The sequence below is a fragment of the Cupriavidus sp. HMR-1 genome (genome assembly GCF_000319775.1).
In the GTDB taxonomy this organism is placed as follows: domain Bacteria; phylum Pseudomonadota; class Gammaproteobacteria; order Burkholderiales; family Burkholderiaceae; genus Cupriavidus; species Cupriavidus metallidurans.
The window spans coordinates 1-12,992 of the sequence record NZ_ANKP01000039.1 but is presented as its reverse complement, the minus strand read 5'-3'; the positions used below and the strand labels follow the sequence as shown (position 1 = coordinate 12,992).

Below are 12,992 nucleotides of genomic sequence, written 5' to 3'. Positions count from 1 at the left end.
TCCCCAACCGTGTCCGCGACGACCCGCGGCGGTGGCGAAAAGGCATGTCGGCTGAGGTAACAATGTTGCGCAGCAAAAAACAGGTGATCCGTGCAATGGTATCCTTGCCCGCTCCCGCGACGCGCACAGTGCGGTTGAGCTACGCTCCCACACCCCGTTCGTCGCCGGACAATGCCCGCCCGGCCCCTGTCGCCCGCCAAAAGCAGGCGAAGCGCAACTGTATCGCAGCAACAGGGCCCCTCGCGACCATTTGAAAGAATTTGGTCGCCGCCGAGTTGTAACGGGATGTCACGGTCAGAAGGCAAGTGCGCCATGCCGAACAAGGCAGGCAGCCGGCCCGGCCCCGACTTTCCCGGCCCGCTCATCCGCGAACCGCCGCTCGGACATTGCACGATTTCTTTTTCGCTTTGGAGTCGCAGTATGAACCACCCCACAATGCAAGGCACTCCGGCACTGAACGTGCCGGCTTGGGTCAAGAACCAGAAACTGGTCGCCTGGGTTGCCGACATCGCCGCATTGACCAAGCCCGACCAGGTCTACTGGTGCGATGGCTCGCAGGAAGAATATGACCGCCTGTGCGAGCAGATGGTCGCCGCCGGCACGATGCGCCGCCTGAACCCGGCCAAGCGCAAGAACTCGTTCCTGGCCCTGTCGGATCCCTCCGATGTGGCACGTGTCGAAGACCGCACTTTCATCTGCTCGCAGAAGCAGGAAGACGCCGGCCCGACCAACAACTGGACCGCACCGGCCGAAATGCGCCAGACGCTGAACGGCCTGTTCGACGGCTGCATGCGTGGCCGCACCCTGTACGTGGTGCCGTTCTCGATGGGCCCGCTGGGTTCGCCGATCGCCCACATCGGCGTCGAGCTGTCCGACTCGCCGTACGTCGCCGTGAACATGCGCATCATGACCCGCATGGGCCGCGCCGTGTACGACGTGCTGGGCGCCGACGGCGAGTTCGTGCCGTGCGTGCATACCGTGGGCAAGCCCCTGGCCGCTGGCGAGAAGGACGTGGCATGGCCGTGCAACCCGACCAAGTACATCGTGCACTTCCCCGAGACGCGCGAAATCTGGTCGTTCGGTTCGGGCTACGGCGGCAATGCGCTGCTGGGCAAGAAGTGCTTCGCCCTGCGGATCGCCTCGACGATGGGCCGCGACGAAGGCTGGCTGGCCGAGCACATGCTGATCCTCGGCGTGACCTCGCCGGAAGGCAAGAAGTACCACGTGGCCGCCGCGTTCCCGTCGGCCTGCGGCAAGACCAACTTCGCCATGCTGATCCCGCCCAAGGGCTTCGAGGGCTGGAAGGTCACGACGATCGGTGACGACATCGCCTGGATCAAGCCGGGCAACGATGGCCGCCTGTACGCCATCAACCCGGAAGCCGGCTACTTCGGCGTGGCCCCGGGCACGAGCGAGAAGACCAACTTCAACGCGATGGCGACGCTCAAGGAAAACGTCATCTTCACCAACGTGGCGCTGACCGACGACGGCGACGTGTGGTGGGAAGGCATGACGAAGGAAGCCCCGGCGCACCTGATCGACTGGCAGGGCAAGGACTGGACGCCCGAGATCGCCAAGTCGACCGGCGCCAAGGCTGCCCACCCGAACGCCCGCTTCACGGCGCCGGCCTCGCAATGCCCGTCGATCGACGACAACTGGGACAACCCGGCTGGCGTGGCCATCGATGCATTCATCTTCGGCGGCCGCCGCAGCTCCACCGTGCCGCTGGTGACCGAAGCCCGCAACTGGACCGAAGGCGTCTACATGGCCGCCACGATGGGTTCGGAAACCACCGCCGCCGCTGCCGGCCAGCAAGGCGTGGTCCGCCGCGATCCGTTCGCGATGCTGCCGTTCTGCGGCTACAACATGAGCGACTACTTCGGCCACTGGCTGGCACTGGGCAAGAAGCTCGAAGCCGCCGGCGCCAAGCTGCCGCGCATCTACTGCGTGAACTGGTTCCGCAAGGATGCCGACGGCAACTTCGTGTGGCCGGGCTTTGGCGAGAACATGCGCGTGCTGTCGTGGATGATCGACCGCGTGGAAGGCCGTGGCGAAGGCGCCGAGCACGTGTTCGGCACGTCGCCGCGCTACACGGACCTGAACTGGGACGGCCTGGCCTTCACGGCCGAGCAATTCACCCAGGTCACGTCGATCGACCGTGACGCATGGCAGAAGGAACTGGCGCTGCACGACGAACTGTTCACGCAGCTCAAGCACAACCTGCCGCAAGCGCTGGCGGAAACCAAGGACGCACTGGCCAAGCGCCTGTCGGCCTGAGTCTTCCCGCGTTAAGGAAAAACGCCGAACGGCTTGCCGCCGTTCGGCGTTTTTTTGTTTGGGCTATCGTTTTCTCGTGAACGGCCCCTCAACCACCCTCGACATCCAGCCCAAGCTGCTGCACCGCATACTTCACCAGTTCCGCCCGGCCCTCGATGCCAAGCTTGCGTTTCAGGTTGAGGCGGTGGGTCTCAACCGTGCGCACCGATACGCCGAGTTGAACCGCGATGTCCTTGTTGGCCTGTCCGCGTCCGATGCCGTGGAGGATGTCGCGTTCGCGCGGTGTCAGCGCGTCGAGCGGACTCACAGCCTGCTCCGCCATGCCGCGCGCGATACGGGCGCTGTAGAACACACGTCCCGCCAGCACCGCATGGATCGCGGCCAGTAACTCATCGGCTGGTGCGTCCTTGAGCACGTAGCCGCGCGCGCCCGCGCGGATCGCCTGGCGCACGTATTCCAGGTTGTCATGCATCGACACGATCAGCACGGCCAGTTCCGGGTAGCGATCGTGCAGGGCGCCCGCCAGGGCAATACCGCCCATGCCGCGCATGCCGATGTCGGTGATCACGAGGTCCGGCATGCGTCCGGCTTCGGCTGCCGCCAGCCACGCCAGCGCGGCCTCGCCATCGTCGGCTTCCCCGACCACTTCCAGCCCCGGTTGCAGCGTCAGGTGCATACGCATGCCGTCGCGCACCAGTGCGTGATCGTCGATCAGCAATACGCGTGCGGCGGAGGAGGTGGTGACGGCCGGATCGGCGTCGTGGGGTGCGATCATGACTGCGAAGTCTCGGGGGAAAAGGGCTGCGGAGCGGTGGGCAGCGAAGCGGTGAGCAGCGTGCCGGTGGAAGCGGAGAGGATTTCGAAACTTCCGCCCAGCGCGGCTACCCGCTCGCGCAGGTTGCGCAGGCCGATGCCGCGGCTCGGATCGATCTGCATGCGGGCCACGTCAAAACCCGTGCCGTTGTCCCGCACCGTCAGGCGCGTGGCACGGTCGGCAAAGTCGAGTGTCACATCGACGCGCGTGGCATGGGCGTGGCGCTCGACATTGGTCAGCGCCTCCTGCGCAATCCGGAACAGCGCGGTCGCCGGCTCGTCGGCCAGCAGACGCGGCTTGCCGGTCTGCGTCACGTTGATCATAAGCGAGCTGCCGGCCTGCATCTCGCGCGCCAGATGCTGAAGCGCGGCGTACAGGCCAAGATCGTCGAGCAAGGCAGGGCGCAGGTTGCGCGCCACGCGGCGCACTTCGTTGAAGACGGAATCGAGCCGGTTCAGCGCCATGCCGAGGATCGGCGCCACCGACGCTCCCTCGGTCGGGGCCAGGCGGATGCGGTTCGTTGCAGCTTCGAGCACCAGTTTGACCGACACCAGCAACTGGCTGATGCCGTCATGGAGCTCACGGGACAATCGCGCGCGTTCCTCTTCCTGCGACTGCACCACACGCTGGGCAAGCTGCCGTAGCTTGGCGTCGGCCTCGCGGTGTTCGCTGACGTTGAGCGCCAGGCCGCTGGCGGCCACCAGCAGGATACTGATGGCGGCGATCACCCCGATCCAGGCCATGGTTTCGCGGATGTCGGTCTCGGCGCGCGCGTCGAGCTGGCGCAGCGTCTGCTCTACATCGTCAAGATAAATGCCGGTGCCGAGCATCCAGTTCCAGGCCGGCACGGCCACCACATAGCCCAGTTTGGGCGCCACCTGCTGCGAGGACGGCTTTTTCCACAGATAACGCACCGAGCCACCACCCGCCTTGGCGGCAGCCACCAGCTTCTGGATTGTCAGCGCTCCTTCGGGGTCGCGCATCAGCCAGAGGTCCTGGCCCACAAGTTCGGGCTGGCGCGGGTGCATCAGGTTGCGCCCCTGCAGGTCATATAGGAAGAAATAGCCGTCCCGGCCGTAATCGAGCCGGGCCAGCGCGTCCATGGCGGCCTGCCGGGTGGCCTCGTCCGTGCGGCCGGATTGGACCATCGGCGCGATCGCGCTTTGCGCCAGCTCTACGTAGTGGCGCAGCTCGGTTTCCTTGCTTTGCAGGTAGGCGGCCTCCACCAGCATGCGCTCGTGCCGGACCAGCGCAGTGGCCTGGAAACGGACGGCCAGCGCGATGCCGAGCATGGCAACGGCCAGCGGCGCCACGGCAAGCAAAAGTATCTTTTGGCGGAGTTTCATCTGAACCGGGGGTAAACACCGACGCCGGGAAGACCGCATGAAACCGTCGATCTACGCACTACTACGCAGGTGCGTTGCGTAGTTCCGCGCTTGTGGCGGCCTGGGCGGGTGTCAATACTACACGCCGGATTGATCCGGGGGCCCTGCCCTTGGCGCGATCTGACACAATTGGTGTGCCTCGATCCACTGCGAATCTCGGTGATCTCGCTGTCGAGCGCACTGACCACCTGCACGACAAGATCCGGTTCAGACGAGAACAGACCGGGCGCCGCGGACATCCAGGAGGCAATCTTCCAAGCGATCGTCGGCGGCCGCCATCCGGCACGCCCCCGCTGCCCGCCTCCCGTCGCCGCAGGCCTTTTCAGCCGGTCTGAGGAGACCCTTCAAATGAATCGCATCGGACAACACCTGTTGTGGCTGGCCGTCGCCGTGCTCGGCGCCTTCGCCTTTGCCACTGTCGCGCTGTCGCGTGGCGAGGCCGTCAGTGCCCTGTGGATCGTGGTTGCCGCGCTCTGCATCTACCTGATCGCCTACCGCTACTACAGCCGCTTCATCGCCGACAAGGTGATGCAGCTCGACCCCAATCGCATGACGCCCGCCTGGCGCCACAACGATGGCCTGGACTACGTGCCGACCAACAAGGCGGTGCTGTTCGGCCACCATTTCGCCGCCATCGCCGGCGCCGGGCCGCTGGTGGGCCCCGTGCTGGCCGCGCAAATGGGCTATATGCCGGGCATGTTGTGGATTCTGGCCGGCGTGGTATTCGCCGGTGCGGTGCAGGATTTCATGATCCTGTTCATCTCCACGCGCCGCGACGGCCGTTCGCTGGGCGACCTGGTCAAGTCCGAAATGGGCACCGTGCCGGGCATGATCGCCCTGTTCGGCTGCTTCATGATCATGATCATCATCCTGGCCGTGCTGGCGCTGATCGTGGTGAAGGCACTGGCCGGCTCGCCGTGGGGCACGTTCACCGTGGCGGTGACAATTCCCATCGCGCTGTTCATGGGCATCTACACGCGCTACATCCGTCCGGGCCGCATCGGCGAAGTGTCGGTCATCGGCTTCGTGCTGCTGATGCTCGCCATTATCGGCGGCCAGTACGTACATGAAAGCGCTGTGCTGGCGCCGCTGTTCACGTACGACGGCAAGGCCCTGACATGGATGCTGATCATCTACGGCTTTATCGCCGCCGTGCTGCCGGTGTGGCTGCTGCTGGCCCCGCGTGACTATCTGTCGACCTTCCTGAAGATCGGCACGATCATCGCGCTGGCCATCGGCATCCTGATCGTCGCGCCGGAACTGAAGATGCCGGCGTTCACGCAGTTCGCGCAAGGTGGCGGTCCGGTGTGGTCGGGCAACCTGTTCCCGTTCCTCTTCATCACGATCGCCTGCGGCGCCGTATCGGGCTTCCACGCGCTGATCTCGTCGGGCACCACGCCGAAGCTGCTGGAAAATGAATCGCACGCGCGCTTCATTGGCTACGGCGCGATGCTGGCCGAGTCGTTCGTCGCCATCATGGCGCTGGTGGCCGCCTCGGTGATCGAGCCGGGCGTGTACTTCGCGATGAACAGCCCGGCGGCCGTGATCGGCAATACGCCGGAAGCCGTGGCGCACGTGGTCTCCACCTGGGGCTTCGTGATCACGCCGGACGTGCTGATCCAGACCGCCAAGGACGTGGGCGAGAACACGATCATCTCGCGCGCCGGTGGCGCCCCGACGCTGGCCGTCGGCATCGCCCACATCCTGCATCAGGTGGTGGGTGGCCAGGCCATGATGGCCTTCTGGTACCACTTCGCGATCCTGTTCGAGGCGCTGTTCATCCTGACCGCCGTGGACGCGGGCACCCGTGCCGGCCGCTTCATGCTGCAGGATCTGCTGGGCAGCTTCGTGCCGTCCCTGCAGCGTACCGACTCGCTGCCGGCCAACCTGATCGCCACCGCGCTGACCGTGGCGGCCTGGGGCTACTTCCTGTACCAGGGCGTGGTCGATCCGCTGGGCGGCATCAACACGCTGTGGCCGCTGTTCGGTATCTCCAACCAGATGCTGGCCGCCGTGGCGCTGGTGCTGAGCACCTGCGTGCTGGTCAAGATGAAGCGCGGGCAGTACGCCTGGGTAACGCTGCTGCCGACCTGCTGGCTGCTGATCTGCACGCTGACCGCCGGCTGGCAGAAGCTGTTCGACGCCGATCCGAAGGTCAGCTTCCTGACCCACGCATCGAAGTTCAGCGCCGCAATCGCCGAAGGCAAGGTACTGGCTCCGGCCAAGACGATGGAGCAGATGCAGCGCATCGTCTTCAACGACTACCTGGATGCCGGCCTGTGCGCGCTGTTCATGTTCGTGGTGCTGTCGATCGTGTTCTATGGGTTCAAGACCGCGATGTCGGCCCGCACCATCTCGAAGCGCACGGACCGCGAAACGCCGTTCGAGCCGATGCCGGCCCAGGCTTCGGCAGGGTCGCAATGATCACCTGGAGGCCATCATGCTGGAACAGCTCGGAACCATGGGACGTTACCTGGGCCAGTCGCTGCGTCTGATGGTCGGCCTGCCCGACTATCAGACCTACGTGGCCCATATGGAAAGCACCCACCCCGACCGCGAGCCGATGACGTACGAGGAATTCTTCCGCGAGCGTCAGGAGGCGCGCTACGGTGGCGGACAGGGAAAGTGCTGCTGACCAGACTCACCTGACGCCTCTGGCGCAGGCAAGACAAGGCGACCCACCTGGGTCGCCTTTTTTACTGGTGGCCATATGCGACGCAAATGCCATATGGCGTTGCGCCAGCACATCGACTGCTAACGCCTTGATACCGTTTCTGCAGAGGGTTACAGGGCCTCACAACTCGTTACAGCAACGGGGGGACTCCTTCTCTACACTCTCGAACCAGATACCCGCCATATAAAGGAAAAACGATGTCTCGTCCTCTTCGCAACCTGACCCTGGCCCTTGCCCTTTCGGCAGCTGCGCTGCCGGTGTTCGCAGGGGGAGATCTGAACAACGCACTGGGCGGTGGCCTGGGCGGCGTCGCTGGCGCCGCGGTGGGCGGCGCGCTGGGTGGTAGCACCGGCGCCGTGATCGGTGGCGCCGTGGGCGGTGGTGCCGGTGGCGCCATCACTTCGAACCGTCGCGAACGCACCGGCGCCATCATTGGTGGCGCACTGGGCGGTGGTGCAGGTACAGCGGCCGGCAACGCCATGGGCGGCCGTACCGGCGGCCTGGTTGGCGCTGGCCTGGGTGGCGCTGCAGGCGCGGCGCTGGGTGGCAATGTGTCGCGCAGCAACTCGTACGACGATGATCGTCGATACAACCGTGGGTACAAGCGCAGCAAGCACCGTCACCACCACCACGACGACTGAGTCACAAAGGAATAGACTACGGGCCCTGAACGGGCCCGTTTTCTTTTGTCCGGCCGGTCTCTGGCCGAAGCCCAAACAAAAAGCCCGTACCGGTGAGGGTACGGGCTTTTGCGGAATGCCTGGCTGGGATCAGAGCTTGGCGCCGTCCGAGTAGACGTCGAAGCCCTTCGCGCCATCGGTGTACGTGTCAAACTTGCCGCTCTTGGCGCCGTCGGTGTAGGTATCGAACTTGCCGGCCTTGGCGCCATCGGTGTAGGTGTCAAACTTGCCTGCCTTGGCACCGTCGGTGTAGGTATCGAACTTGCCTGCCTTGGCGAAGGCGGGAGCTGCCGACAGGGCAACGGTCAGGGCAGCGATCAGGGCGAATTGGCGCTTCATGATGGAATCCTTTTTCACATTCAAGGATGCCGGTGGTCCCAGGACCGGTGCTGCAATGCGGCATCAGATGGTGCGATATTAGGCATTTCCCTGATATGAATAAATAGCGCCGTCCACAATGATTGGTTGTGCTTTCAACAATAAATCACCCGGATCGTGTAAAAATTCACCGGTGAACAGGGAGACTATGTCATGGATCGGCTTCAATCGATGCGCGTCTTCGCCAAAGTCGTCGAACTGGGCAGTTTTGCCCGTGCGGCGCAGCAATTGGAAATGTCCAATGCGGTCGTGACGCGCTATGTCGCTGATCTGGAAAGCCATCTCGGCACCCGGTTGCTGAACCGGACCACCCGAAGCCTCTCCCTGACCGACGCCGGCGAGACGTATCTGCAGCGCTGTTCGCAGATTCTCGAAGACGTGGAGGAAGCCGAGTCGATCGTTGCCGCGCGCAGCCAGTCACTATCCGGCACGCTACGGCTTGTCACCCCGGTCATGTTCGGCCTGCATCTGCTGCCGCAGATCCTGGAACGCTTCCAGCAGCTGTATCCCGAGGTCGTTTTCGACGTGCAGCTTTCGGACCGAATGATCGACATCGTCGAGGAAGGGCGGGACGTAGGCGTGATGCTGTCCGATCTCGGGCTCGGCTCGCACCTCGTGGCGCGCCCGCTGATCTCCGCCGAAGTCATTCTTTGCGCCTCGCCGGGCTATCTGCGCGAACACCCGCCGCTGCGCAATGCGCATGACCTGTCCAACCACCGCGCCATCGCGATGCGGCTGCCCAACGCCGAGCACGAATGGACACTGTCCGGCCCCGAAGGCGAGGTGACCGTGCCGATTCGCCCAGGCCTGCTGTGCAGCAATGCCGAACTGGCGCACCAGGCGGCGCTGACCAATATGGGCATCGCGATGCTGTCGTCGTACCTGGCACGACCGAACATCGAGGCAGGGCGGCTGACGCATATCCTGCCCCAGTACCAGTTGCCGCGCCGCGACGTGAGCGTGGTCTATCCAAGCCGCAAGTTCCTGCCGACCAAGGTCAGGGCCTTCATCGACTTCCTGCTGGAGGAAAGCCAGCAACGGGCGGTGGACACGGAGAACAAGCCGCAGATGACCGCGGCAAAATGAAAACGGCGGGGCTCACGCCCCGCCGTTTTACCTTCCCGTGATGCCAGAAGGTGAGTGATTACTCTTCGGCGTCGGCTGTCTGCTTTGTGGTTGCGCGCGTCTTCTTGGCAGCAGCCGTCTTTGTAGCAGCCGTCTTTGTCGCCGTCTTCGTGGCGGCCTTCTTCGCTGCCGGCGCCTTCTTGGCGGCCACCTTTGCAGGCGCCGACTCTGCCTTGGCCGCCGACTTGGCCGCAGGCTTCGCGGTCTTGGCCGCCGCGCCCGCCTTGGGTTCACGCGCCTCAAACTCGAAACCGATCTTGCCGTCCGGCTGCTTGACCAGGAAAGCCTTGAAGTTGCGGCCCGTACGCGACGACTTGAAGCCAGTCAGCAGGTCGGTCTTGCCATCCGTCAGCAGCTTGCCGATCTGCTCACGCGAGATTTCCTGCTGCAGGATGATCTTGCCGCTGGTGAAGTCGCACGATTTCGCACTGCCCACGGCGTTCTCGCAGACGTACTTCATGCCGTGCTCGTAGACCGAGCCGCCGCACTTCGGACACTTGCCGACCGGGGTCTGTTCGCTGAAGTCCACCGGTTCGCCATCGCCTTCGTCGTCGTTCTGGCCGAAGTCGAACTCCATCTTCCAGTTGCCGTCGTCATCCTTGGCCAACTTCAGGATGGCCGCGAACGGCCGGCCCATCTTGCTGCGGAATCCCTGCAACGGGCCGATTTCCTTCTTCAGCAGCAGTTCCTCGACTTCCTCGATCTCGAACTGGCGGCCGCCAGGGATCTTGCTGATCGAGAATTCGCAGGCCGTGCAGGCGAAGCGACGGTAGTTCTCCTTGACCTGGCCACCGCACTGCGGGCACGGCGTGTCGAGCGTCGCGTAATCGCCCGGAATCGTGTCGTTGTCGTATTCCTTGGCACGCTTGACGATCTGCTGCGTCATCTGCGCGATCTCGCGCATGAACTCGTCACGCTTTAGACGTCCGCGCTCGATCTGCGACAGCTTGTGTTCCCACTCACCCGTCAGCTCGGCCTGGGTCAGTTCCTCCACACCCAGTCCGCGCAACAGCGTCATCAGCTGGAACGCCTTGGCCGTGGGAATCAGCTCGCGGCCTTCGCGGACCAGATACTTCTCAGCCAGCAGGCCTTCGATGATGGCCGCGCGCGTGGCCGGCGTGCCCAGGCCCTTGCCTGCCATCGCCTCGCGTAGCGCATCGTCGTCCACGAGCTTGCCGGCACCTTCCATGGCCGACAGCAGCGTCGCTTCGTTATAGCGGGCCGGCGGGCGCGTGGTCAGGCCGACGGACTCGACCTTGTCGGTCTTGACCTTCTCGTCCTTCTGCACCGGCACCAGATTGGCGTCCTTGTCGTCCTTGCCCTGTGCCTCGCGGCCGTAGATCACCAGCCAGCCCGGATTGACCAGGATCTTGCCCTCGGTCTTGAAGTGGTGGCCGGCAACCTCGGTGATCCGCGTGGTCACCTGGAACTCGGCGGTCGGGAAGAACACGGCCAGGAAACGTCGCACGACCAGGTCGTACAGTTTCTGTTCGGGCTCGGACAGGTTCTTGGGCGCCTGCAGGGTCGGGATGATAGCGAAGTGATCGCTGATCTTGCTGTTGTCGAAGATCCGCTTGTTCGGCTTCACCCAGCCGCTCGACAGAATTTTCTTCGCGTGCGGCAGATAGTTCGGCGAGCTGTCGGCCAGCATGTCCATGGTCTGCTTGACCGTGTCCAGGTAGTCCTCCGGCAGCGCGCGCGCGTCGGTACGCGGGTACGTCAGCACCTTGTGCTTTTCGTACAGCGCCTGGGCCAGGCCCAGCGTGTTCTTGGCCGAGAATCCGAAGCGCGAGTTGGCTTCGCGCTGCAGCGTGGTCAGGTCGAACAGGGCAGGCGACTGCTGCGTCGACGGCTTGGATTCCTCGGTGACCGTGCCTTGCTTGTCACGGCAGGCCGCCACGATGCTCTTGGCTTCCGCCTCGCTCCACAGGCGCGAGTCGCGCGCCTCGGGATCGAACTCGTTCTTCTTGAACTTCGGGTCGAACCAGCGGCCTTCGTAGAGGCCCGCGGCGGCGATGAACTCGGCCCGCACCTCCCAGTAGTCGCGGGGGACGAAGTGTTTGATCTTCTCCTCGCGCTCGACCACGATCGACAGCGTCGGCGTCTGTACCCGGCCCACGGTGGTCAGGAAGAAGCCGCCGCCCTTGCTGTTGAAGGCCGTCATGGCGCGCGTGCCGTTGATGCCGACCAGCCAGTCGGCTTCGGAACGGCAGCGGGCCGCGTCGGCCAGCGGGAGCATTTCCTCGTCCTCGCGCAGCGCGGCAAACCCGTCGCGGATGGCCTGCGGCGTCATTGACTGCAGCCACAGGCGGCGCACCGGCTGCTTGGCCTTGGCCTGCTGGGCGATCAGTCGGAAGATCAGTTCCCCTTCGCGCCCCGCGTCACAGGCATTGATCAGCGCGGTCACGTCCTTGCGCTTGATCAGGCGGTTCAGCACCTTGAGGCGCGACTCGGTCTTGGCGATCGGGCGCAGATCGAAGTGCGGCGGGATCACCGGCAGATTGGCGAAGCTCCACTTGCCACGCTTCACCTCGTAATCGTCGGGCGCCGCGATCTCTACCAAGTGACCGACGGCCGAGGACAGCACGTAGTCGTCGCTCTCGAAATACTCGTCGTGCTTGGTAAAGCCCCCGAGGGCGCGCGCGATATCGGCGGCGACCGATGGCTTTTCCGCGATGATGAGGGCTTTAGACATTCAACGGGTCCTTGTGGCACCACTGCGCAAGGGCAGTGCGCGCCTCTTGAAATTCACGACAAACTATGTAAACAGCACGGCTGGGCTTTGAGGCGCCAATAATAAGCGCGGTTCGGACGGCGGTGCAAGCTGATGCCGCGCCCAAACGCGGCACCACGCAACGCCGGCCTGCTTCCTACCCAAGCAACCAGTCGAGCACTTGAGGAATCTCCGACGCCGTTGCCGGCATCGCACTGCCACGCGCCAGCATCCGGTCCAGAACTTCCAGGTGGGGCAACACCGTTCCGTAAAAGTGCGGTGCCCCTCCGGCAATGGGCTGAATCAATACAGTAGGAAAGTTTTCGATATCGATGTCCTCACCCAGCCGATCGGCATGGGTTTCGATATCGACCCAAACAAAACAGTCGTCCGGATAGCGTGCCGCCAACGCCGCAAACCCGCTCACATATTCCTTGCAGGTCCCACACCAGTCTGCGCACAGGCACGCAACCAGACGGCCGCCTGGGCACGCCGCCAAAGCCTGACGGATGCCTGCGAGATCTCGCTCGGGGAAGTAAACGGTCATTGCGCGCGAAAAATGAGACGGTTGCGATACCGCGGATCATGCCAGACGTCGGTAACGATTGCCGGCCATGCGTTCGACCGTCCCCCCAAGCTCAAGCTCCAGAAGCATTGCCGCCGCCATATGCGGCGCGAGACCAGACCGCTCGCACAACGCATCGAACGTGACAGGATCATAGGCGAGGGCGGCGCCGAACGGATCACCGGGCGCTGGCGCCGAATCGGGTACGGGTACCGGAGCGACTGAAGCCGCCCCGCCCGGATCGCCGAACTCTTCGAACACGTCGGCCGGTGTCTCGACCAGCTTGGCGCCCTGACGGATCAGCTTGTGGCAGCCTCGGGCCAGCTCGGCATGGATCGATCCCGGCATCGCGAATACCTCCCTGCCGATCTCGGACGCCAG

The 12,992-nt window shown here is 64.2% G+C and carries 10 protein-coding genes and 1 pseudogene; 5 read left to right on the top strand and 6 right to left on the bottom strand.

Annotated elements, in window-relative coordinates:
• The first annotated feature begins 420 nt into the window (after positions 1-420).
• Positions 421-2,277 (top strand): phosphoenolpyruvate carboxykinase (GTP), encoded by a 1,857-nt coding sequence (locus D769_RS05225; protein WP_008642762.1) that lies wholly within the window; start codon positions 421-423, stop codon positions 2,275-2,277.
• 88 nt (positions 2,278-2,365) lie between these two features.
• On the opposite strand, the gene D769_RS05220 is transcribed toward D769_RS05225, so the two are convergent.
• Positions 2,366-3,052 carry a response regulator transcription factor gene (locus tag D769_RS05220; RefSeq protein ID WP_008642759.1) on the bottom strand — a complete coding sequence of 229 codons (687 nt, stop codon included), beginning with the start codon at positions 3,050-3,052 and terminating at the stop codon, positions 2,366-2,368.
• The gene (locus D769_RS05215; protein WP_008642758.1) at positions 3,049-4,437 is read right to left on the bottom strand and encodes a cache domain-containing protein; all 1,389 of its coding nucleotides are present in this window, start codon (positions 4,435-4,437) and stop codon (positions 3,049-3,051) included. Before D769_RS05215 ends, D769_RS05220 begins: the two co-directional genes overlap by 4 nt.
• Before the next feature lie 387 nt (positions 4,438-4,824).
• Here D769_RS05215 and D769_RS05210 point away from each other — a divergent pair, with 387 nt between their 5' ends.
• From D769_RS05210 to D769_RS05200, 3 genes are all read left to right on the top strand, one after another.
• The gene (locus tag D769_RS05210) at positions 4,825-6,900 is read left to right on the top strand and encodes a carbon starvation CstA family protein (protein WP_008642756.1); all 2,076 of its coding nucleotides are present in this window, start codon (positions 4,825-4,827) and stop codon (positions 6,898-6,900) included.
• 16 nt (positions 6,901-6,916) lie between these two features.
• Entirely contained in the window at positions 6,917-7,111 is a 195-nt protein-coding gene (locus D769_RS05205) for a YbdD/YjiX family protein (RefSeq protein WP_008642754.1), read from the top strand.
• A 236-nt stretch (positions 7,112-7,347) separates the two neighbouring features.
• Positions 7,348-7,791 carry a membrane protein gene (locus tag D769_RS05200; protein ID WP_008642753.1) on the top strand — a complete coding sequence of 148 codons (444 nt, stop codon included), beginning with the start codon at positions 7,348-7,350 and terminating at the stop codon, positions 7,789-7,791.
• Positions 7,792-7,920: 129 nt separating this feature from the next.
• Here D769_RS05200 and D769_RS05195 read toward each other — a convergent pair whose 3' ends face one another.
• Positions 7,921-8,169 carry a hypothetical protein gene (locus D769_RS05195; protein ID WP_008642752.1) on the bottom strand — a complete coding sequence of 83 codons (249 nt, stop codon included), beginning with the start codon at positions 8,167-8,169 and terminating at the stop codon, positions 7,921-7,923.
• Between the two features lie 192 nt (positions 8,170-8,361).
• On the opposite strand from D769_RS05195, the gene D769_RS05190 reads away from it, so the two are divergent.
• Positions 8,362-9,294: a LysR family transcriptional regulator gene (locus D769_RS05190; protein WP_008642751.1), complete on the top strand. Its 933-nt coding sequence runs from the start codon at positions 8,362-8,364 to the stop codon at positions 9,292-9,294.
• Positions 9,295-9,352: 58 nt separating this feature from the next.
• Here the strand turns inward: D769_RS05190 and D769_RS05185 are convergent, their stop codons facing one another.
• From D769_RS05185 to D769_RS05175, 3 genes and pseudogenes are all read right to left on the bottom strand, one after another.
• Complete coding sequence (locus tag D769_RS05185; RefSeq protein WP_008642749.1) at positions 9,353-12,028, bottom strand: DNA topoisomerase III; 2,676 nt, start codon at positions 12,026-12,028, stop codon at positions 9,353-9,355.
• 175 nt (positions 12,029-12,203) lie between these two features.
• On the bottom strand, positions 12,204-12,593 hold the full coding sequence (locus D769_RS05180; protein ID WP_008642747.1) for a thioredoxin family protein: 390 nt from the start codon (positions 12,591-12,593) through the stop codon (positions 12,204-12,206).
• A gap of 36 nt (positions 12,594-12,629) precedes the next feature.
• Positions 12,630-12,992 (bottom strand): annotated as a pseudogene (locus D769_RS05175) (DNA-protecting protein DprA); the annotation flags it as partial.

What these genes read in the sequence shown, in the direction of transcription:
- D769_RS05205 (WP_008642754.1), top strand. Translation starts at nt 6,917, where the DNA reads ATGCTGGAACAGCTCGGAACCATGGGACGTTACCTGGGCCAGTCGCTG.
- D769_RS05225 (WP_008642762.1), top strand. Translation starts at nt 421, where the DNA reads ATGAACCACCCCACAATGCAAGGCACTCCGGCACTGAACGTGCCGGCT.
- D769_RS05215 (WP_008642758.1), bottom strand. Translation starts at nt 4,437, where the DNA reads ATGAAACTCCGCCAAAAGATACTTTTGCTTGCCGTGGCGCCGCTGGCC.
- D769_RS05185 (WP_008642749.1), bottom strand. Translation starts at nt 12,028, where the DNA reads ATGTCTAAAGCCCTCATCATCGCGGAAAAGCCATCGGTCGCCGCCGAT.
- D769_RS05210 (WP_008642756.1), top strand. Translation starts at nt 4,825, where the DNA reads ATGAATCGCATCGGACAACACCTGTTGTGGCTGGCCGTCGCCGTGCTC.
- D769_RS05200 (WP_008642753.1), top strand. Translation starts at nt 7,348, where the DNA reads ATGTCTCGTCCTCTTCGCAACCTGACCCTGGCCCTTGCCCTTTCGGCA.
- D769_RS05220 (WP_008642759.1), bottom strand. Translation starts at nt 3,052, where the DNA reads ATGATCGCACCCCACGACGCCGATCCGGCCGTCACCACCTCCTCCGCC.
- D769_RS05195 (WP_008642752.1), bottom strand. Translation starts at nt 8,169, where the DNA reads ATGAAGCGCCAATTCGCCCTGATCGCTGCCCTGACCGTTGCCCTGTCG.
- D769_RS05190 (WP_008642751.1), top strand. Translation starts at nt 8,362, where the DNA reads ATGGATCGGCTTCAATCGATGCGCGTCTTCGCCAAAGTCGTCGAACTG.
- D769_RS05180 (WP_008642747.1), bottom strand. Translation starts at nt 12,593, where the DNA reads ATGACCGTTTACTTCCCCGAGCGAGATCTCGCAGGCATCCGTCAGGCT.